19 protein-coding genes, 1 other RNA gene and 1 pseudogene are annotated in these 22,920 nt (G+C 30.4%); 20 read left to right on the forward strand and 1 reads right to left on the reverse strand.

From position 1 onward, the window contains the following. Positions 1 to 67: 67 nt before the first annotated feature. From KXZ80_RS01840 to rnr, 12 genes and pseudogenes are all read left to right on the forward strand, one after another. A complete protein-coding gene (locus KXZ80_RS01840; RefSeq protein WP_021434094.1) occupies positions 68 to 1,090 on the forward strand; it encodes a sugar-binding transcriptional regulator in 1,023 nt (340 codons plus the stop codon). Between the two features lie 58 nt (positions 1,091 to 1,148). Beyond that, positions 1,149 to 2,156 carry a type I glyceraldehyde-3-phosphate dehydrogenase gene (gap, locus tag KXZ80_RS01845; RefSeq protein ID WP_021434093.1) on the forward strand — a complete coding sequence of 336 codons (1,008 nt, stop codon included), beginning with the start codon at positions 1,149 to 1,151 and terminating at the stop codon, positions 2,154 to 2,156. A gap of 253 nt (positions 2,157 to 2,409) precedes the next feature. After that, positions 2,410 to 3,609 carry a phosphoglycerate kinase gene (locus KXZ80_RS01850; protein ID WP_038285927.1) on the forward strand — a complete coding sequence of 400 codons (1,200 nt, stop codon included), beginning with the start codon at positions 2,410 to 2,412 and terminating at the stop codon, positions 3,607 to 3,609. Positions 3,610 to 3,720: 111 nt separating this feature from the next. Then, the gene (gene tpiA, locus KXZ80_RS01855) at positions 3,721 to 4,467 is read left to right on the forward strand and encodes a triose-phosphate isomerase (protein ID WP_021434091.1); all 747 of its coding nucleotides are present in this window, start codon (positions 3,721 to 3,723) and stop codon (positions 4,465 to 4,467) included. A gap of 15 nt (positions 4,468 to 4,482) precedes the next feature. Then, entirely contained in the window at positions 4,483 to 6,012 is a 1,530-nt protein-coding gene (gpmI, locus tag KXZ80_RS01860; RefSeq protein ID WP_021434090.1) for a 2,3-bisphosphoglycerate-independent phosphoglycerate mutase, read from the forward strand. Positions 6,013 to 6,121: 109 nt separating this feature from the next. Further along, a complete protein-coding gene (gene eno, locus KXZ80_RS01865) occupies positions 6,122 to 7,414 on the forward strand; it encodes a phosphopyruvate hydratase (protein WP_021434089.1) in 1,293 nt (430 codons plus the stop codon). A 267-nt stretch (positions 7,415 to 7,681) separates the two neighbouring features. Further along, positions 7,682 to 8,782, forward strand: coding sequence for a CdaR family transcriptional regulator (locus KXZ80_RS01870; RefSeq protein WP_021434088.1), 1,101 nt, complete (start codon positions 7,682 to 7,684; stop codon positions 8,780 to 8,782). A gap of 191 nt (positions 8,783 to 8,973) precedes the next feature. After that, a complete protein-coding gene (locus KXZ80_RS01875; RefSeq protein WP_021434087.1) occupies positions 8,974 to 10,116 on the forward strand; it encodes a glycerate kinase family protein in 1,143 nt (380 codons plus the stop codon). A gap of 31 nt (positions 10,117 to 10,147) precedes the next feature. Continuing rightward, positions 10,148 to 11,422 carry a GntP family permease gene (locus KXZ80_RS01880; RefSeq protein ID WP_021434086.1) on the forward strand — a complete coding sequence of 425 codons (1,275 nt, stop codon included), beginning with the start codon at positions 10,148 to 10,150 and terminating at the stop codon, positions 11,420 to 11,422. 9 nt (positions 11,423 to 11,431) lie between these two features. After that, positions 11,432 to 12,853 (forward strand): annotated as a pseudogene (pyk, locus tag KXZ80_RS01885) (pyruvate kinase); the annotation flags it as partial. A 311-nt stretch (positions 12,854 to 13,164) separates the two neighbouring features. Then, positions 13,165 to 13,386, forward strand: a complete 222-nt coding sequence (secG, locus tag KXZ80_RS01890; protein ID WP_021434084.1) for a preprotein translocase subunit SecG — start codon at positions 13,165 to 13,167, stop codon at positions 13,384 to 13,386. 210 nt (positions 13,387 to 13,596) lie between these two features. After that, complete coding sequence (rnr, locus tag KXZ80_RS01895; RefSeq protein WP_021434083.1) at positions 13,597 to 15,735, forward strand: ribonuclease R; 2,139 nt, start codon at positions 13,597 to 13,599, stop codon at positions 15,733 to 15,735. A 512-nt stretch (positions 15,736 to 16,247) separates the two neighbouring features. On the opposite strand, the gene KXZ80_RS01900 is transcribed toward rnr, so the two are convergent. Further along, complete coding sequence (locus tag KXZ80_RS01900; protein ID WP_021430155.1) at positions 16,248 to 16,574, reverse strand: hypothetical protein; 327 nt, start codon at positions 16,572 to 16,574, stop codon at positions 16,248 to 16,250. Positions 16,575 to 16,840: 266 nt separating this feature from the next. Between KXZ80_RS01900 and smpB the strand changes: the two genes are divergently transcribed. The 8 genes from smpB (at position 16,841) to KXZ80_RS01940 (ending at position 22,918) form a co-directional block, all read left to right on the forward strand. Beyond that, positions 16,841 to 17,296: an SsrA-binding protein SmpB gene (smpB, locus tag KXZ80_RS01905; RefSeq protein WP_021430171.1), complete on the forward strand. Its 456-nt coding sequence runs from the start codon at positions 16,841 to 16,843 to the stop codon at positions 17,294 to 17,296. 126 nt (positions 17,297 to 17,422) lie between these two features. Beyond that, positions 17,423 to 17,774, forward strand: a transfer-messenger RNA (tmRNA) gene (gene ssrA, locus KXZ80_RS01910). Between the two features lie 247 nt (positions 17,775 to 18,021). After that, positions 18,022 to 18,825: a MerR family transcriptional regulator gene (locus KXZ80_RS01915; protein ID WP_021434082.1), complete on the forward strand. Its 804-nt coding sequence runs from the start codon at positions 18,022 to 18,024 to the stop codon at positions 18,823 to 18,825. 149 nt (positions 18,826 to 18,974) lie between these two features. Further along, positions 18,975 to 19,949: a dimethylarginine dimethylaminohydrolase family protein gene (locus KXZ80_RS01920; RefSeq protein WP_021434081.1), complete on the forward strand. Its 975-nt coding sequence runs from the start codon at positions 18,975 to 18,977 to the stop codon at positions 19,947 to 19,949. 258 nt (positions 19,950 to 20,207) lie between these two features. After that, on the forward strand, positions 20,208 to 20,849 hold the full coding sequence (locus tag KXZ80_RS01925) for a hypothetical protein (protein ID WP_021434080.1): 642 nt from the start codon (positions 20,208 to 20,210) through the stop codon (positions 20,847 to 20,849). Positions 20,850 to 21,212: 363 nt separating this feature from the next. Then, positions 21,213 to 21,644, forward strand: coding sequence for a hypothetical protein (locus tag KXZ80_RS01930; RefSeq protein WP_021434079.1), 432 nt, complete (start codon positions 21,213 to 21,215; stop codon positions 21,642 to 21,644). Positions 21,645 to 21,925: 281 nt separating this feature from the next. Continuing rightward, complete coding sequence (locus KXZ80_RS01935; protein WP_021434078.1) at positions 21,926 to 22,168, forward strand: hypothetical protein; 243 nt, start codon at positions 21,926 to 21,928, stop codon at positions 22,166 to 22,168. A 108-nt stretch (positions 22,169 to 22,276) separates the two neighbouring features. Then, positions 22,277 to 22,918, forward strand: coding sequence for a linear amide C-N hydrolase (locus KXZ80_RS01940; RefSeq protein WP_021434077.1), 642 nt, complete (start codon positions 22,277 to 22,279; stop codon positions 22,916 to 22,918). Positions 22,919 to 22,920: the final 2 nt, after the last annotated feature.

The following is a 22,920-nucleotide window of genomic DNA, read 5'->3' on the forward strand; positions in this document are numbered from 1 at the left end:
ACTAAAATATGAACAAGGGACACAGAATGTCCCTGAGATAAGAATTATATTGAAGGAGTAACTTTTAATGAATGACTTAATTAATATACAAAAGAAACTAATTCCACAGGTAATAGAAATCATGGAAAGAAGATATTCTATATTAAGACAGATATCTTTAAGTGAACCAATAGGAAGACGTACATTATCAAATATGCTAGAGATTAGCGAAAGAATAGTTAGATCAGAGACAGAAGTCTTAAAAGAACAAAATCTAATAAATGTAGCCGTTTCAGGAATGACGGTGACAGAAGAAGGATTAGAACTTTTAGATCAACTAAAAGATATTATGAATGATGTTATGGGTCTTTCACAGCTACAACATAAAGTTAAAGAGAAATTAGGAATTAAAAAAGTTATAATTGTTCCTGGTGACTTTGAAAAGAATGAGAGTTTATTAAAAGATGTAGCAAAACAAGGTGCTGAATACTTCTTAAGTATACTAAAAGACAATAGTGTCGTAGCAGTAACAGGTGGAAGTACTATGCTAGAGTTTGCTAATAGTTTAAAAAGCGACAAAAAATACAATCAAACGACTATAGTTCCTGCTAGAGGAGGAGTCGGAAAAGATGTAGAAACTCAATCTAATAACATAGTAGCTATATTAGGAAAAAAATTAGGAGCACATTACAAATTACTTCATGTACCAGATGAACTAGGTGTAGAAGCAATGAAAACGCTTAGTCTAGAACCAGAAATACACAAAACATTAAATTTTGTTTTAAACACAGATATACTTGTATTTGGAATTGGAAGAGCCGATGAAATGGCTACAAGAAGAAAATTACCAAAAGAGCAAGTTAAAGAAATTTTATCTAAAGGAGCTGTAGGTGAAGCATTTGGATATTATTTCAACAAAAATGGTGAAATAGTATATGAATTAAATACTGTAGGAATAAAATTAGAAACATTTAAATCTGTAAAAAACAACATAGCAATATTTGCAGGATCAAGCAAAGCAGAAGCGGTTACTGCAATATCTAAGTTAAATGATAATATGGTCATAATTACAGATGAACAAAGTGCTTATAAAATATTAGAAGTAAATTAGTTAATAACTAGCAAAGCTAGCTAAATATACACACATTTATATTAGGGAGGCAAACATAATGGTTAAAGTAGCAATTAATGGATTTGGAAGAATAGGTAGATTAGCTCTAAGAAGATTAATGGAGCAAACAGATAAATTTGAAGTAGTAGCAATAAATGACTTAACAGACGCTAAGACATTAGCTCACTTATTCAAATATGATTCAGCTCAAGGAAGATTCAACGGTGAAATAGAAGTTAAAGAAGGAGCTTTCGTAGTTAACGGACAAGAAATAAAAGTTACTGCTGAGAGAAACCCTGCAGACTTACCTTGGAAAGAATTAAATGTTGATATAGTATTAGAGTGTACTGGATTCTTCACTTCTCAAGAAAAAGCTGGTCTTCATTTAGAAGCTGGAGCTAAAAAAGTTGTTATATCAGCACCTGCAACAGGAGACTTAAAAACAGTAGTATTTAACGTTAACCATGATATATTAGATGGAAGCGAAACAGTTATATCAGGGGCTTCTTGTACAACTAACTGTTTAGCACCAATGGCTAAAACTTTAAATGATAAATTCGGATTACAAAAAGGATTCATGACTACAATACATGCATACACTAATGACCAAAATACTTTAGATGGTCCTCATGCTAAAGGAGATTTAAGAAGAGCTAGAGCTGCTGCTGCTAACATAGTTCCTAACACTACAGGAGCTGCAAAAGCTATAGGTTTAGTTATACCAGAATTAAAAGGTAAATTAGACGGAGGAGCTCAAAGAGTTCCAGTTATAACTGGTTCTTTAACTGAATTAGTTTGTACATTAGATAAAAAAGTAACTGTAGAAGAAATAAATGCTGAAATGCAAGCTGCTGCTAATGAATCTTTCGGATATACTGAAGAGCCATTAGTATCTTCAGACATAGTAGGAATAGAGTTCGGATCATTATTCGATGCAACTCAAACAAAAGTTATGGAAGTAAACGGAGAGCAATTAGTTAAAGTTGTTTCTTGGTATGACAATGAAATGTCTTATACTTCTCAATTAATAAGAACTTTAGGATACTTCGCTAACTTAGCTAAGTAATTATATACAGGCTTTAAAAAGTCCGGGTTTGTAGTTTAACACTACGGGCTCTGGACTTTTTTACGATTATAGATCGTACTAGACAAAAATTTTGATTATAAATCATCCAAAGTAGGTATATCAGCACTTGTGATAAATAGTAAAGAATTTTTTAATAATGAATTTTTTATAAATGTGACATACTTTATTGGTCATAAAGCATAAATATGATATACTGATTTGTGGAAAACATTTTTTGAGAGGAGATATGACCATGTCAATGCTTAATAAGAAAACTATAGAAGATATAAATGTGTGTGGTAAAAAGGTTTTAGTTAGATGTGACTTCAACGTACCTTTAAAGGATGGGGTTATAACTGATGAAAATAGATTAAACGGAGCTATGCCTACTATAAAATACTTAGTAGACAACGGAGCAAAAGTTATATTATGCTCTCACTTAGGAAAACCAAAAGGTGAAGCTAAGCCAGAATTATCTTTAGCACCAGTAGCTAAAAGATTATCTGAAATGTTAGGCAAAGAAGTAGTATTTGCAGCTGACGAAAACGTTGTAGGGGAAAATGCAAAAACTGCTGTAGAAAAAATGGAAAACGGAGATATAGTATTATTAGAAAATACTAGATATAGAAAAGAAGAAACTAAAAATGAAGAAAACTTCTCTAAAGAGCTAGCTTCATTAGCTGAAATATTTGTAAATGATGCATTCGGAACTGCTCATAGAGCTCACTGTTCAACAGTTGGGGCTGGAGAGTTCTTAAATGAAAAAGTTTGCGGATACTTAATACAAAAAGAATTAAAGTTCTTAGGAGAAGCTGTAGCTAATCCAGTAAGACCTTTCACTGCTATATTAGGAGGAGCAAAAGTTTCTGATAAGATAGCTGTTATAAATGAATTATTAGAAAAAGTAGACAACCTAATAATAGGTGGAGGAATGGCTTACACATTCTTAAAAGCTCAAGGATACCAAATAGGAACTTCATTAGTTGAAGAAGATAAGGTAGAATACGCTAAAGAAATGATGGAAAAAGCAAAAGCTAAAGGTGTTAAATTATTATTACCAGTAGATAATGCTGTTGCTGATAAATTTTCAGATGTTGCTCCAGTTATAACTGAAGATGCAAACATACCAGAAGGATTCATGGGACTAGATATAGGACCAAAAACTATAGAAGAATACGTAAATACAGTAAATGCTTCTAAAACAATAGTATGGAATGGACCTATGGGAGTTTTCGAATTTGAAAACTTTGCAAAAGGAACATTAGCTGTTGCTAAAACTATGGCAGCTTTAGAAAATGCTACAACAGTAATAGGTGGAGGAGACTCTGCTGCAGCTGTTAACCAATTAGGATTTGGAGATAAGATGACTCACGTTTCTACAGGTGGAGGAGCTTCTCTAGAATTCTTAGAAGGTAAAGACTTACCAGGTATATCAGCATTAGACAATAAATAGGCCTTAAATTTTATCAATAATTATATATAGCTTACAGTAGATAAAATTGATTTTATCTACTGTAAGCAAAAAAAGTACTATATTTAATTTATAGTAATGGAGGAAGTAAAAATGAGAAAACCTATAATAGCAGGAAACTGGAAAATGCACAAAACTATAGCAGAAGCTGTAGAGTTTGTTAATGAGATAAAAGGAAAAGTAAATAATACAGATGTAGAGGCAGTTATATGTGCTCCTTTCACTTTATTAAAAGATTTAAAGGAAGCTACAAAAGGAACTCCTATAAAAATAGGTGCTCAAAATATGCACTATGCAGATAATGGAGCATTTACAGGAGAAATATCTGCACCTATGTTAAAAGAATTAGATATAGATTACGTAGTATTAGGACATTCTGAAAGAAGACAATACTTTAATGAAACTAACGAAACAGTTAATAAGAAAGTATTAAAAGCTTTAGAAGCTGGAATAGATCCAATATTATGTATAGGTGAAACTTTAGAAGAAAGAGAAGCAGATAAAACTAAAGATGTTTGTAAAGTGCAAACTGAGAAAGCTTTAGAAAATGTAACTGCAGAATATATGAAAAAAGTAGTTATAGCTTACGAGCCAATATGGGCTATAGGAACTGGAAAAACTGCAACTGCTGAGCAAGCTAACGATGTAATAGCATACGTTAGAGAAGTAGTTAAAGGATTATACGGAGAAGAAATATCAGAAGAAGTAAGAATACAATACGGAGGAAGTGTAAAACCTTCTAATGTATCAGAAATAATGAACCAAACTGATATAGATGGAGCTTTAGTTGGTGGAGCTAGTCTACAACCAGCTGACTTCACAGAACTTGTTAATTTCTAAGGAGTGAAAAAAGACATGAAAAAACCAGTAGCATTAATAATAATGGACGGTTTTGGATGTAGTGAAGTAAAGATAGGAAATGCAGTAGCAAGTGCAAAAACTCCTAACTTAGACAAATTACATGAAAACTACCCTCATACTTTAATACAAGCTAGTGGTCTTGATGTTGGTCTTCCAGATGGACAAATGGGTAACTCAGAAGTTGGTCACACAAACATCGGAGCAGGAAGAATAGTATATCAAGATTTAACTAGAGTTAGTAAGGCAATAGAAGATGGAGAACTTTTCAAAAATGATGTCTTATTAGAAGCAATGAAAAATGGGAAAGAACATTCACTTCATTTAATGGGATTAGTATCTAATGGAGGAGTTCATTCACATATAGACCATTTAAAAGCTTTAATAAAAATGGCTAAAGAAAATGGTGTTGAAAATGTATATGTTCATGCATTCACAGATGGTAGAGACACTGATCCAAAGAGTGCTTTAACATTCATCGAAGATGTTGAAAAATACATGCAAGAAGTAGGAGTGGGGAAATTTGCATCAGTATCTGGTAGATACTATGCTATGGATAGAGATAAAAGATGGGAAAGAATACAACTAGCTTATGAAGCTATGGTTGATGGAAAAGGCGAAACTGCTACTTCTGCAAAAGAAGCAGTAGAAAAAGCTTATAAAGAAAATAAGACTGATGAATTCGTACTACCAACTGTAATAGTTGAAGACGGAAACCCAGTAGGTCTTATAAAAGAAAATGACTCAATAATATTTGGTAACTTTAGACCAGATAGAGCAAGACAAATAACAAGAGCATTAGTTTGCGATGAATTTGTTGGATTTGAGAGACCATGTATGAAAACTTACTTTGTTTGTTTAACTACATATGACATAACTATAAAAAATGTACACGTAGCATTTAAACCACAAAGCTTAGAAAATACATTAGGAGAATATTTAGCTAAAAACGGTAAGACTCAATTAAGAGCTGCTGAAACAGAAAAATATGCTCATGTTACTTTCTTCTTTAATGGTGGAGTTGAAGAACCAAACAAAGGTGAAGATAGATTATTAGTACCATCTCCAAAGGTTGCAACATATGATTTACAACCTGAAATGAGTGCTGATGAATTAACAGAAAAAATGTTAAAAGCTATAGATGAAGATAAATATGACTTTATAGTACTAAACTATGCTAACCCAGATATGGTTGGACATACTGGAGTTATAGAAGCAGCAGTTAAGGCTGTAGAGGAAGTTGATAAATGTGTTGGACAAGTTACAAATAAAGTTTTAGAAAAAGGTGGAGTAGCTTTAATAACAGCTGACCATGGTAATGCAGAATTAATGCAAGATCCAGAAACTAAAACAACTATAACTGCGCACTCAACTAACCCAGTACCATTTATGGTTGTTGGTGATGAATACAAGTCTTCTAAACTTAGAGAAGGTGGAAGATTATCTGATATAGCACCAACTGTACTTGGCATAATGAATTTACAAAAACCAGAAGAAATGACTGGAGATTCATTAATACAAAAGTAATGTAATTTTACAAAAGATTACATTAAATACTATTAATTACCAATATTTATAATATAATATAGATATATATTTAAAACTTTAATATATAAACTTGAAAGGAGACATAATTATGTCATTAATCGATTTAGTATACGCTAGAGAAGTATTAGATTCAAGAGGAAACCCAACTGTAGAGGTTGAAGTAGTATTAGAAAGTGGAGTAACTGGTAGAGCTATAGTTCCATCAGGAGCATCAACAGGAGCTTTCGAAGCAGTTGAGTTAAGAGATGGAGATAAAGGAAGATACTTAGGAAAAGGTGTTGAGAAAGCTGTTGACAACGTTAACGAAATAATAGCACCTGAATTAGAAGGTATGGATGCAACAGACCAACCTGGAATAGATGGATTATTAATAGAATTAGATGGAACTCCAAACAAAGGTAAATTAGGAGCAAACGCTATATTAGGTGTTTCTATGGCTGTAGCTAGAGCTGCTGCTGAAGAAGTTGGTTTACCATTATTCCAATACATAGGTGGAGTAAATGCTAAGCAATTACCAGTTCCAATGATGAACATACTAAACGGTGGAGAGCATGCTGATAATAACGTAGACGTTCAAGAGTTCATGATATTACCAGTAGGTGCTAAATCTTTCAGAGAAGGATTAAGAATGGGAGCAGAAGTATTCCATTCATTAAAGAAAGTTTTAGGTGAAAATGGATTAGCTTGTGGTGTTGGTGACGAGGGTGGATTCGCTCCAAACTTAGATTCAAACAGAGCTGCTTTAGAATTAATAGTTGAAGCTATATCAAAAGCTGGATATGAGCCAGGAAAAGACGTTATGTTAGGACTTGACGTTGCTGCTACAGAAATGTACAACAAAGAAACTAAAAAATACGTTTTAGCTGGAGAAGGAAAAGAATTAACTTCTGCTGAAATGGTTGATTTATATGAAGATTGGGCTAACAACTTCCCTATAATAACTATAGAAGATGGATTAGACGAAGAAGATTGGGATGGATGGAAAGTATTAACTGACAGATTAGGAAACAAATTACAATTAGTTGGAGACGACTTATTTGTTACTAATACTGAAAGATTAGAAAGAGGAATAGAAGCTGGTGTAGCAAACTCTATATTAGTAAAAGTTAACCAAATAGGTACTTTAACTGAGACTTTAGATGCTATAGAAATGGCTAAGAGAGCTGGATACACTGCAGTTATATCTCATAGATCTGGAGAAACTGAAGATACTACTATAGCTGACTTAGCAGTAGCTGTAAATGCTGGTCAAATAAAAACTGGTGCTCCATCAAGAACTGATAGAGTTGCTAAATACAACCAATTATTAAGAATAGAAGAGATGGTAGGGGAGTCTGCTAGATACTGCGGATTAAACTCATTCTATAACTTAAAGAAATAACCTCAAATTATATAGATAAATGCTAAAAAAGAGTCTTAGTTTACTAAGGCTCTTTTCAGTTTTATAACCTTTTAGAGGGTCCTCGGGTGCATGTATAAGTTTTGCTCCTAAAGCTAGAAAAAAGCTTTAAAAGTCGCTAAAACTTATACATGCACCCTTCGGACATTTGTGAAATAAAAATTTATAAAATGAAAGTTTGTTTGAGGTTTGGGAAAGATTATATATGAATATGATTTATATTAAAGTATTGATGAAGAAGGTTATGTTATGGCTATAAATAAAATTAGTAAGAATTTAGCTCAAGAGATAGTGAATGCAGTTAAGGAAGTTGTAGATAAGGATATAAATTTCATTGATAAAAATGGAGTTATAATAGGTAGTACTGATAAGAATAGGTTGAACACATTTCATCAGGCTGGATATAAGGCTGTGAAGACTCTTAGTAATATAACTGTTGAGGATAATTCTGAGTATGAAGGTAGTAAAAAAGGAATAAACTATCCTATAAAAATCAATAAAGATGCAATAGGAGCTATTGGAATAACTGGAGAACCGAGTGAAGTAAGTAAATATGGTTTTTTAGTAACTAAGATAACTGAAATATTTATAAAAGAGCAAGAGCTAAATTATAAATATGAAGCAGATAAGCAACGAATAAATTATGTAGTTAAGTCTCTTATATATGACAGTATAGAAGACAAAAATGAGATTGAAAGTATTTTAGAGCAATTTGGGATAGGAGTAAATCAGAAATTTGCTGTTGTACTTATGAAAATCAAAAAGAATCACAATGATAGAGAAGTAGAAATTATAGAAGAAGATATAAGTAAGGTATTTGATTCTATAGGTAATATCTTTAAAATATATGTTTATCCTAATGAATGTATAGCTTTAGTAAATGAGCAAAAGTATGAAAAACTTAAACTTGTTTATATGGATATATTAAATAAATATAAAGATAAGCTAAACGGTGGAGTAGGAAGACTAAAAGATTTATATGATACTCATAAATCATATCAAGAAGCTAGAATAGCACTTCAGTATTCTAAAAAAAATAATAAGATATTAACTTATATAGATGATTTAGATTTAGAGTTGATATTAGAAAATCTAGATATGGAAATTAAAAATCAATATATAGAAAAAGTTTTAAAGAACTTAGATGATGAAGATATAAATTTATTAGAAATTTATTATAAAAATGATATGTCATTAAAAGCAACATCTGAAGAATTATATATTCATAAAAATACTTTACAGTATAGATTAGAGAGGATTTACCAAAGAAGTGGACTAAACCCTAGATATTTTAAAGAGTCAGTAGTTTTATATATAGCAATAGCTATACGATTATCAAAATTTAATTAAAATAAAAAGTACCATATCAAAACAAAATAGTTTTTGATATGGTACTTTTTGTTTGAAGCATTAAAGGAATAGCTTTTCAATAGTATGAATACCAAAATTAAGTGAAATGAAGTTATATTATTTGGTATATATAACATTCGGTTAGAAAAGCTAATTTGTTATAATGAAAATATCAAAGGGAGGCGACAAAAATGAAAATAGTAATTTCGATAGATTCGTTAAAAGGAAGTTTAACTTCGATAGAAGCAGCAAATGCAATTAAAAAAGGAATATTAAGTGTTGATAATAAATCAGATGTAGTGATAATGCCCCTTGCAGATGGAGGCGAAGGGACTGTAGAGGCTTTAGTACAAGGGATGAACGGAGAAGAAAAAGTAATAACTGTAACAGGACCTATAAATGAAAAAGTAAATGCAACTTATGGAATATTAAAGGAAACAAATACAGCAATAATAGAAATGGCTCAAGCATCAGGATTACCATTAGTTCCAGCAGAACTTAGAAATCCTTTAAATACAACAACTTATGGAGTTGGAGAAATAATAAAAGAAGCTATAGAAAAAGGATGTAGAAACTTCATAGTTGGAATCGGTGGAAGCGCTACAAATGACTGTGGGGTAGGAATGCTTCAAGCATTAGGATTTGAGTTTTATGATGAAAATGATAACTTAGTAGGATTAGGTGGAAAAGTTTTAAATCAAATAAAAAGAATAAATACAGAAAACAAATTAAAAGAATTAGATGAATGTAATTTCAAGATAGCATGTGATGTAAATAATCCTTTATATGGTGAAAATGGAGCAGCTTATATATATGGACCTCAAAAAGGCGCAACTAAAGAAATAGTAAAGGAATTAGATAAAGGACTTAAAAACTTTGCAGAAGTTGTAAAAAAAGATTTAGGAAAAGATATAGCTCACATAGAAGGAGCAGGAGCAGCTGGAGGACTAGGATTTGGATTCTTAGGATTTTTAAATTCTAAATTAGAGTCAGGAATAAAGATAATTCTAGATGAAATAAAGTTAGAAGAAGTAGTAAAGGATGCAGATCTTGTTATAACAGGGGAAGGAAGATTAGACAATCAAACTGCTATGGGAAAAGCACCAATAGGAGTAGCTAAGTTAGCTAAAAAACATGGAGCAAAAGTAATAGCAATAGCAGGATGCACTACACCAGATGCAGTTAAATGTAATGAAGAAGGTATAGATGCTTATTTCTCTATAGTAAACAAGGCTATGACAATAGATGAAGCAATGAAAAAAGAAAATGCAACTCAAAACATGATTGAAACAACAATACAGATTTTTAACCTTATAAAAGCAGTAAAGAACTAATCAAAACTAAAAAATAAGGCGGTGGACGAAGATGGAAGTACAAATAACAACACTAGGAGCAATACTAGGACTTTTATTATCGATAATACTTATAATAAAGAAATTTCATCCGGCTTACAGTTTAATACTAGGAGCGGTAGTAGGTGGATTAGTAGGTGGTGCAGGTCTTACAGGTACAGTAGATGTAATGATGACTGGAGCAAAAGACATAATGCCGGCAATTCTTCGTATAGTAACATCTGGGGTTTTAGCTGGAGTATTAATAAAAACAGGTGCAGCAGCTAAAATTGCAGATCAAATTATAAAAACACTAGGCGAAAAAAGAGCATTATTCGCATTAGCATTATCAACTATGATATTAACATCAGTTGGAGTATTCGTAGACGTAGCAGTTATAACAGTAGCTCCAATAGCATTAGCAATAGCTAAGAAAATAGGATATGCGCCAATGGTTATACTTTTAGCTATGATAGGTGGAGGAAAAGCAGGAAATGTAATATCTCCAAATCCAAACACTATATCAGCGGCAGAAAACTTTGGGGTAGATTTATCATCGTTAATGGCAGCAAATATAATACCAGCAATAGTAGGACTTATAGTAACAGTTATATTAGCAAATATGCTAGGTAAAAAAATAAAATCTAAAAAATTAGAAGAAATAGAAGATGAGATAGAAAATGAAAGTGAAAAGGTAGAATTACCATCATTTATATCAGCAATAGTAGGACCTGTGGTAGCTATAATGTTATTAGCATTAAGACCTATAGCAGGAATAGCAATAGATCCACTTATAGCACTTCCAGTAGGAGGTATAGTTGGAGCATTAGCTATGGGTAAAATAAAAAATATTAATGAATACGTAACATTTGGTTTATCAAAAATGATGCCAGTTGCAATCTTATTAATAGGAACTGGAACAGTAGCAGGAATAATAAAAGCATCAACATTACAACAAACAACAATAGCAATATTAAGCGCAGTCCATATGCCAGCATTCTTATTAGCACCGATATCAGGAGTATTAATGTCAGCAGCTACTGCATCTACAACAGCAGGAGCAACAATAGCATCAGCAACATTTGCACCAGCTATAATAGCATCTGGAGTATCACCATTAGCAGGTGGAGCGATGGTACACACAGGAGCAACAGTGCTTGACCATTTACCACATGGATCATTCTTCCATGCAACAGCAGGAGCTACTAATATGAGTATAGGCGAGCGTTTAATGTTAATACCATATGAGTCTTTAATAGGACTTTCAATGACAATAATTTCAACTATAATGTGGGGAATAATACTTTAGGAGGAAACTATGATAAACAATAGAAAAAGAACTAAGATAGTATGTACACTAGGACCAGCATCAGATAAAGAAGAAATATTAAAAGAGCTTGTAGAAAATGGATTAAATGTATGTAGATTTAACTTCTCTCATGGATCGCATGAAGAACATAAACAAAGAATGGATATAGTTAAAAAAGTTAGAGAAGATTTAAATGAACCAATAGCTATATTATTAGATACAAAAGGTCCAGAGATAAGAACAGGAAACTTTGATGCACCTGAAGTATTATTAGAAGAAGGTCAAAAGTTCACTATAACAATGAAAGATGTTATGGGGGATAAAAATAAATGCACAGTAAGTTATAAAGGATTAGCAGAAGATGTAGTACCTGGAGATACTATATTAATAGATGATGGATTAGTAGGATTAAGAGTTGAAGAAGTTCAAGGTGACGATATAGTTTGTACGGTAGAAAACTCAGGAATAGTTAAAAATCACAAAGGTGTTAACGTGCCAGGGGTAAAAATAAATTTACCAGCACTTACTCAAAAAGATATAAGTGATATAGAGTTTGGTATAGGACAAGGTATTGATTATATAGCAGCATCTTTTGTTAGAAAAGCATCTGATGTTTTAGCTATAAGAGAAGTTTTAGAAAACAATAATGCAACGCATATACAAATAATATCTAAGATAGAAAATCAAGAAGGTATAGATAATATAGACGATATAATAAAAGTTTCTGATGGGATAATGGTAGCAAGAGGAGATTTAGGAGTTGAAATTCCTACAGAAGAAATACCAATAGCTCAAAAGATGATGATAAGAAAATGTAATGAGTTAGGAAAGCCTGTAATAACAGCAACTCAAATGTTAGATTCTATGATTAGAAACCCTAGACCAACTAGAGCTGAAGTGACAGATGTTGCAAATGCAATATATGATGGGACAGATGCAATAATGTTATCAGGAGAAACTGCAGCAGGTAAGTATCCAGTTGAAGCTGTAAGAACTATGGCTACAATAGCTAAGAGAACAGAAGAAACTTTAAATTATAATGAGTTACTTAAAAAGAAAAAGTTAAAAGACGTTAATGTAACAAATGCTATAAGTCATGCTACATGTACAACTGCAATAGATTTAAATGCAGCATCAATAATAACATTTACATCAAGTGGGCATACAGCAAGAATGGTTTCTAAGTTTAGACCACAATGTCCAATAATTGCAACTACAGAAGATGAAGGTGTTATGAGAAGATTAGCTTTAACTTGGGGAGTGTATCCTATAAAGACTTCTAATGTAGCAAATACAGATGATATGATAGATAATTCTATAAAAGCTGTTACAGAGTTAAATTATTTAAATCAAGGTGATTTAGTTGTTATAAGTGCGGGTGTGCCAACTGGTATATCAGGTACTACGAATATGATAAAAGTTCACTCAATAGATAGGTAGGTGAGTCCTCGGGTTAATGTATTAGTTTCGCTTCCAAAGCAAAAAAATGCTTTAAAGGTCCTGAAACTAATACATTAACCCTTTGGACGTTTATGAGGGGAAATAAGTTTTAAAGAGCGCTGGAACTGACATATTCACACTTCGGACTTTTATGAAGAGAAAAGAAAGTTTTGTGGGGGGATTATTGTGGTTAAGATTGGGTAATAATACAACAAGATTGACTTTATAACTTGAATGTAGTATATTATTATGCTACACTAAAATTATGTTATATTAGTGATTATAAATGTAGGAGGATAACTATGTTTAATGTATTAATGGGAGTACAGGTAGTACTATCTATAATTTTAGTAGTAAGTATATTACCACAAGATACTAAGAGTGCTGTACCTACTGAATTTGGTGGAGAGGGAACTCAAAGTTACTTTAAACCAAAAGGGAAAGAAGCATTTTTAGCAAGAGTAACTAAAATAAGTGCAGTATTATTTTTCTTAAATGCTATGGCAATACTTTTAGTTAAATAATAAAATTGAATTTATTTTACACATAAGATGACAATTACGATTTAACGTAATTGTTTTTTATTATCATATAAAACAGAATTTACCATTATAACCATTTAATGATATAATTTATGGATAATTAATCTTATTGTAATTTATATAAATAAAATGGGAAAAATATTTAGTAAAAGCATAGAATAAAGTAATAACTAAATTAATAGGAGGAAAACAATGGGTGAAGAATTAAAACAAAAATTGTTGGGACTTATATCAGAAGCAGCATACAATCCTCTAAAAAAAGAAGAATTAGCAATGATATTTGATATACATCATACAGAAATGCCTATGTTCTACAACTTTTTAGATGAATTAGTAGAATCAGGGTATTTAATACTTACTAAAAAAGGGAAATACACATCTCCAAACCAGATGGGACTTTTTGTAGGTAAGCTAGTATCTCATAAAAAAGGATTTGGATTTGTAGAATCTGACGAAGAGTATACACAAGATTTATTTATACCTGCTGATAGTCTTAATGGAGCAATGCATAATGATAGAGTTATAGCTGAGATCACAACTCCAGCAACTGATGAAAAAAGAGCAGAAGGTAGAATTATAAAAGTTGTAGAAAGAGCTATAACTGATGTTGTAGGAACTTTCCAAGAAAGCAAAAACTTTGGATTTGTCTTACCAGATAATAAGAAGTTTAATAAAGATATATTTATACCTAAGAAGTTTTTCAATGGAGCTAGAGGAAATGACAAAGTTGTCTGTAGAATAACTCAATGGCCAACAGAAGATAGAAAACCAGAAGGTAAAATAATAGAAATATTAGGGCAAAAAGGGGACAGATATGTTGAGATTGCATCTGTAATAAGAGAGCATGGTCTTCCTGAAGAGTTCCCTAAAAAGGTATTAGATGAAGCTGAAAAAGTAGCTATCGAAATACCGCAAGAAGAAATAGATAGAAGATTAGATATAAGAGATATGAATATATTCACTATAGATGGTGAAGATGCTAAAGACTTAGATGACGCTGTATCTATAGAAGTATTAGATAATGGAAACTATAAATTAGGAGTTCATATAGCTGACGTTACTCACTATGTAAAAGAGAAGAGTAAGTTAGATAAGGAAGCTTTAAAAAGAGCAACTTCTGTTTATTTAGTTGATAAAGTAATACCTATGTTACCTAAAACTTTATCTAATGGAGTATGTAGTTTAAATCCGTTTGAAGATAAGCTTACATTATCAGTATTTATGGAAATAGACCATAAAGGTGAAGTAGTTAAGCATGATATAAAAGAAACTATAATAAATTCAAAAGCTAGAATGACTTATACAGAAGTATCAGATATTCTTGAAAAAGATGATGAGAAACTTAAAAAGACATTTGCTAAGGTAGCTGATGATTTCTTCACTGCTGAAAAACTAGCTAGAATATTAATGAAGAGAAGAGAAAAGCGTGGGTCTATAGATTTTGATTTCCCTGAAGCTAAGATAATATTAAATAATGATGGCGATGTTGTTGATATAAAACAATATGAAAGAAGAATATCTAACAGAATAATAGAAGAGTTCATGTTAATAACAAATGAAACTGTAGCAGAACATTTCTTCTGGTTAAATATGCCTTTTGTTTATAGAGTTCATGAGACTCCTGCACATGAGAAGATAGAAACTTTAAATAAGTTTATATCTACTTTTGGATATGTTATAAAAGGAGACTTAGAAAGTGTTCATCCTAAAGCATTACAAGGTATAATAGAGCAAATACATGGTAAGACAGAAGAAAAAGCTATAAGCACTATCATGTTACGTTCTTTAAAACAAGCTAGATATTCACCTGAGTGTGTAGGTCACTTTGGATTAGCTGCTCAATATTATTCTCACTTTACTTCACCTATAAGAAGATATCCAGATTTACAAATTCATAGAATTATAAAAGAGTTCTTAAACGGTAAGATAAGTCAAAAGAGACAAGATCAATTAGCTCAAATAGTTGATTATGCTTCTACTCAATCATCAGAGAGAGAAAGAGAAGCAGAACTTGCTGAAAGAGATGTTAAAGACATTTATAAAGCTAGATATATGGAAGATAGAGTTGGAGAAGAGTTTGTAGGTATTGTTTCAAGTGTAACTTCTTTTGGTATGTTTATCGAGTTAGATAATACTGTTGAAGGTTTAGTTAGACTTGCAGATATGGGCGATGATTATTATATATTTGATGAGAATACTTTCACTATTTTAGGTGAGAGAACTAAGAAAATGTATAGAATCGGTGACGTTGTTAAGATTAGAGTTGAAAAAGTTAATGTAGATTTTAAAGAGATAGACTTTAAACTTCTAGGTAAGATAGAACAAGAGTAATTGAAGTGGGAGAGTTTGGATTATTGTTTACTTCACACAAAGACCTGAAGATCGCGGTCTTTAAGTGTTTCGTAACCAACAATTCCAAACTCTCCCTTTGTTTTATGATGGAAAAGATTAGAGAGTTCGGATTATTATTTCTTTCATACAAAGACCTAAAGATCGCGGTCTTTAAGTATTTCAGAAATAACAATTCTAAACTCTCCATTTTTTATGATTGTGAAGATTTTTTTGCACATAGTGTTATGTACGTTAGTGAGACTCTTAGGATTATATACGCTGGTATTAGGTAATAGTATATATCCAAGTGTTTGTTTACTATTAAGATGATACTTAATAATATGTAGAATAATAAGTCTACGAAGTCTGTTACGTTTAGTACTTTTCTATATAGAATTTCTGGGAAATTTGATGTACTTCTAATTTCTTTCGAAAAGTTATTTTTAATTGATTTAAATGTATCATTTAAATTTTTAAGTATGATTATTAAAAATAGTATCCGTGGTAATACGCTAATTTGATTCACCTACTTTCTTTGAGATTGTTTCAAATACCTTAGCTGCTATTATTTTAAGTCCTGCAAATACAAAAAAAGTAATGAAAAATATTAATATAAAAAACTTACTATCTCTTAATGATAGTATTGTTATTCCTAGATATGATATATCTTCTAATACAAATAAGGATTTGTAGCATTTAGCTGCTTTTTTAGCTAAATCCTCGTATTTTAATTTTTCTATTATGTCTTTTTCTATTTGGAATGTATTCATTGTAGCTAAATCATATAGATTCTTTGTACAATAAAGAATAAGCAGTAAAGCACATAGTTTTGAAACCATAATTATTTAACCTCTTTTTAACATTTTGGTAAAAGAGTAGCATAATTGGGTATAAGTTGTATATAAGGATGGACTAACATTGGAAATTTTGGGAGTGAAATGTTATTGATTTTATATACTATGTGTAATATATAGCATGCTTATTACATATAATACTAGTGCATCAAGTTTTAAGTCAACTCAATATTTGTGAGTATTGACTAGTATGGTTATATATGGTATATTTTAAGGTAATTAATGAAGGATAAGGATAAGAGGTGATTTGTATGGCAGGTGTTAAGGTTTTAGCTACTAATAGAAAAGCAAGACATGAGTATTTTATAGAAGAAACTTATGAATGTGGTATCGAATTAAAGGGTACTGAAGTTAAGTCTATTAGACAAGGTAAACTTAACTTAGCTGAAGGATATGCTTCTGTTGATAATTCAGAGGTGTTTTTAAAACAAGTTCATATAAGTCCATACGAACAAGGAAACATATTTAATGTTGATCCTCTTAGAGTAAGAAAATTATTACTTCATAAACATGAAATAAGAAAGCTTATAGGGGCTACAACTATAAAAGGTTATGCTTTAATTCCTTTAAGTGTTTATCTTAAAAATGGTAAAGTTAAAGTTGAACTTGCTTTAGCAAAAGGTAAAAAATTATATGATAAACGTCAAGACTTGGCTAAGAAAGATGCTAATAGACGTATTGAAAGAGAGTTATCTGGTAGATACTAGATACAATTCCAATGAGATAATATTGCTTTTAAGTTTAAAAAGTTTTATTATATATATAACAACTTAATATTGATTAATGGTGAAAAAAGTTTGCGATAGAAAGTCTCAGGACTATAAAACAACCAAGGGGGCGTAATGGTTTCGACGTGGGTTTGGCACTTGAGGCTGCGTGTCGTGTTACTCTGGGTCACGTAAAAACTGGGGAACTTAAAACAAACGCAAACGATAATTACGCTTTAGCAGCATAATGACTGCTCGTCCCGCCTAAGCCCTCCTGCCGGCCAGGCCTGGACGTCATTTATGCAGGGAACTACTTTCGGGATGTCTCGACCGAGAGTGGACTAATTGGGACTGGTCAATCACAGAGCCTGCCACTGTGCGATGTGTGCGACGAGATTTAAAAATCAGATGGCTACGCACGTAGACGCAGCGAGGAAAGGACTTGCGGACAGGGGTTCGACTCCCCTCGTCTCCACCATTGAAATCCACTAAAACACATTGATAATTTTATCAATGTGTTTTTTTGTATGTTCATGCTATATAGAATAGTACAATTATGAAAGTTTGTTTAAAAATAGTTATTAAGATAAATAAAGAATCAAATAAAAATAAATTTAAAATATGTAGTTATTACAAATTTATATTAGAATAAGTTGATAGAACAACTTTTTAAAATTTTTTAATCGAATTCCGTAAAAATACAAAGACTATAAAAGGAGATTATTATGGCAAGTTATTTTACAATAGGAGAAATATCCAAATTATCTAATGTTTCATTAAAAACACTTAGATACTATGATGAAATTGGGATACTTAAGCCTAAATATGTAAATAAAGAAAATAAATATAGATATTATTCTATAGAACAATTAACAACAATAGATTTAATAAAATTGTTTAAATCTACAGGAATGTCACTAGAATTAATAAAACAAATTTTAAGCTCGCAGACTGACTTAGAGTTTATGGTAGATAATATAAGAAATCAATCAAAAGTAGTAGAAGCAAAAATAAAAGAGCTATTGGTAATAAAAAACTATTTAGACTATTTAGATAAAGAAATATCTCAAAATATTGAATATGGACTTAATCAAGTATTTATCAAACATAACGAAAAACGAAGCTATCTAAAATATGATGAGATAGCATATAACCCCCAAGAACTAGATTTAAATTTAAGAAATGTGATATTTGATTTAGATAAAAATATAGAAAGAACTTCTGAGCTATTAGGAGCAACAGTATCATATAAAGAGTTTAAAGAAGAAGATAAAATTATATATAAAGGATTTAAAGTTTTTATCAATCAAGATAAAAATATAAGGTATTTAGAAGCAGGTGATTACGTAACCATAATATATGAGGGTGGTCCAAGTGACTCAATTATATATTATAGAATGTTGTTAGATTATATAACTGAAAATAATATTGAGGTAGTTGGTGATTTTAATGAAACGTGGATTATTGGTAAAATGGATGAAAACTTAAAAGAGAGAAGTTTAATAAAATTAGATATATTAAAAAAATAAATAGCATTGACTCTAACCTAACTGGAAGGTTTATTATTTTGTAAGTAAGGTAGTTAAAAATGAAATACAAGAGTGAAAAAATTTTATTCAAATGGATAAAGTAAATAGTAACATAGCTACAAAATAAATAGAACTTAAAGGAGATTTACATGAAGAAAGAAACAGTTATGGTAAAAAGTGAGTTTGCACCTTTAAAGAAAGTTGTTTTAACACAATCTGAATTTATATTTCCTATAAATACTATAGGCAATGATGTAGGAGAAGTATTAGAGGAAGAAGCTTTGCAAATGTATAAAGATGTAGATGGAAAAAGTTATGAAGAGGCATTTCCAGAAAGGCAAATTAAATGGGAACAAGAAAGAGAAAATCTAAAACAAGTATTAGAGAAATACGGGGTTGAAATTGTTAGACCTCGTTTGTTAACAGATTATGAAAAAGAAACGGGTAAAGAGTATGGATGTAGCAATTTTTTTGTTAGAGATCCATTCTTTACAATAGGAAACAATATAATAGAGGGATCGCTACGATATCATCATAGGAGGAAAGAAATTTTACCTATACGTAGTATTTTAGAAACTATTGCATATTCTAGCAATGCTATGTATGTATCATTACCTATGGTAGATGCTTCAGAAGGCTTAAATTCAGAAGTAGGACCGTTTTTAGAAGGTGGGGATGTCTTAGTCCTTGATAAAACAGTTTTTTTAGGGAATTCAGGACAAGCATCGAATGACAATGGATATAGATGGTTAAAATCATTTTTAGGACATTTTGGTTATAATGTAGTTCAAGTACCATTAAAAAATAATGTGCTACACTTAGATTGTGCATTAAGCTTAGTAAGAGATGGATTCATGATTGTATGTGAGGAAGCTTTAGTAAATGGTATTCCAGAGGAGTTAAAGAATTGGGATAAGATATCAGTGCCTTATAATGATGTATCAAGATTAGCTGTGAATGGATTACCAATTAATGATTCAGTATATATTTTAGATCCAGAATTTGAATATATAGGGAAGCAGTTAGTTAGTAAGGGTGTAACTGTTGAATATATTGATTTTGAAATTTCAAGAAGTTTAGGCGGATCATTTAGATGCAGTACACAGCCATTATTAAGATATTAAACAGTGATAAAATAAATATTTTAATAAAGAAAATTATAAAAATTTAATTGTGGCTATGATTTTTGAGAATCGTCTCCACCATTGAAATCCAGGAAAAACACATTGATATGATTATCAATGTGTTTTTTATTTATTTAATCGGTATAAAATATTTATTTTTGTAATAAAGTAGAAAAATATGTAACTAAATTATTATTGAGTGAATATCATATAATGTAGAAAAACTACAGTTTTTATCATAATAGGTATTATAGAGAGGTGTCTAAAATAAATATTTCAAATTATAATAATAAATGTTTTATACAAAAAGATACTGACTATACTAATATAAATGGATGGATAGTAAGTATTAAGTTACCCAAAGAACTTTCTTGTAACTTACTTGAACATTTAATAAAAACTTTAAATAAGCAAGAGGATGCTTTTTATAAACTAGAACTATATTTAGCATACAAGATAACAGATAAAACTAATTATGCACTATTGTGTACTCGAAAAACAACTAATCCTATGAAAGAAAAGTTATGCATAGTAATAGTTAATAATAAAAATATAGTAGATACAATTTCGATTGATGCTAAGAGAATTATCCGTTGCGAAAATACATGTATGTATGATTATTGCCAATACCATCAATATAAAGTAATAGAAAAATATTACCCAGAATACTATTACCTTACAAATCGTATGCTTTGGGCTATATATTCGCCTGAAAAATCAATGCCTATTACTATATCAAATAATGCATTACGTATATTATACAGCATAATCAAATCTTACTTCATGCCTATATGTTATGCAACTGATTGTTTATACGAAAAAAATCAAGGTGGTCTAAGAGCTTATCCTATAGCAGTTAACGATAATATAACGGATTATCAAATATCTACGAACACTTAACTCTTAGTAAGTTAAGTTATATTATTCAACTGTGTAAAGGATGACATTATTTAATAGTTCACTAGAAAGCTTCTAATATAGGCAAAATAAAATTGGATATATAAACAATTGAGGAATAAGATAAAAATTTATTATTATTTTCAATTAAAGCTTTAATTAGAAATCTATTAAATATAAATATGGAAGGTGTATCTATGCCAAAATCTAATAATTTAAATTGTTGTAATTATATAAAACAAAATTGCAACTGTTGCAATTGTAATTATATTTATACACCGAAAAGTTTTATACAACTATATGATAAAACTCATTGTTAATGAACTTAATGAATCGGTAAGATTTCTTAGTCTATCAAATGACAAAATGAATAGAAAATTATTATACTCTGATAATGATAAAATTTTTTCTACAGGAGGATATACAATATCAACAACCACTATAAAAAATGATACTTTGAATCTACCTGGTCCAGGTATATATCAAATATCACTTAGACTTGTAAGCCATGCGTTACCCGATGGAAATACAAATTACGCAGGAGAATGTATTCCATTAAAATATACTGTTGTACATGGAGGTATGAATTCTACTGATATACCATCATGTATGGTAAATAGTGCTTATATAGATGCAGAATTAATAAATGATGTACTCCTATATTTTTTATATCCAAGTAATGAAATCAAACCGAGTATTAGAATATATTTACAAGAATTTGATTTTGATAAGGTTTTAAACAATAAGCTAATTGTAGATAATATGATATTAGTAGTTCAAAAAATACAAAGTCTATAAATTTTACTCAAAACTAAGATAGTTCCACTATTGAAATTAAAGAAAAACACATTGACCCTTTTATCAATGTGTTTTTTACATAGGATTATAAATATATTTCAAAAGTACATAAAGCTTAATGAATTACTGTATATTGAACGGTTATGCTTGATTTTAATTATACCCTATTAGCATATTAAAGAATAAATTATGCAAATTATTCAATCACAAACTAATATTTTATTCATATTATATAATGTAACAAAATATTACAAAATAACTGATAAAAAGGAGAGTAGTATATGTTTAAAGTTACAGTAAGCATATGTAGCAATCAAAGAGGATTAAGAAATTTACAAGAATTTGAAAATTATCTAAGAAAAAAATACAATATAATTAATATATGCATAACTTACCCATGTAGAAAAAAAGGATATAGAAATATTGATAATTCTATACAAAATGCTACTTACGGAGCTAGTGATTATATTCAGCCAACTGGTGAGCCTGTTAATCTAGTTTATACTGTAAATTTTTTATTATAAATGGTAAGTGTGTAGATAACTATAAAGTGATGTAGCATATTTAGTACTACATTTTTAGTTGAAATTTAATAATTAATTAAAAATAGAAAAATAGGAGGTGTATAGAGAATGTGTACAGCTCTTACACTATTAACCAAAGAATGTGAAGTTTTGTTTGGTAGAAATTTAGATTTAGAGTATAATTTTGGACAATCAGTACATCTTGTACCTAGGAAGTACAAGTGGATAAATACAGTTACAGATAAAAAAGAATATACTAAATATGCCATATTAAGTATGGGAGTGGTGATTGATAAGCAACCTTTCTTGATTGATGGATTTAATGAGGTTGGTCTAGGATGTGCAGCGTTAAATTTTCCTGGAGATGCTTATTTTAATAAAGCAAAAGAAACAGATGAAATTAATCTAGCTCCATATGATCTAGTTCTTTGGATATTATCAAATTTTAAGACAGTTGAAGAAGTAGAATATGCTTTTAAAGGTGTTAATATTGTAAGATCACCTAGAATAGAGGGTTTTCCACAGGCTATTTTTCATTGGATTGTAGCAGATAGAAGTGGTAGAAGTATAGTAATAGAAAAAACAAAGGAAAAACTAAGTATATACAAAAATAAAATTGGTGTATTAACAAACTCACCACCATTTGATTGGCAAACCACTAATATGAAACAATATATTCCTTTAAGTCCGTATCAACCTAACGACGTATGTGTATTTAAAAAAGTTATAATTAAAAGCCTATTTACATAATA

It is taken from the genome of Paraclostridium bifermentans (genome assembly GCF_019916025.1).
GTDB lineage: Bacteria > Bacillota > Clostridia > Peptostreptococcales > Peptostreptococcaceae > Paraclostridium > Paraclostridium bifermentans.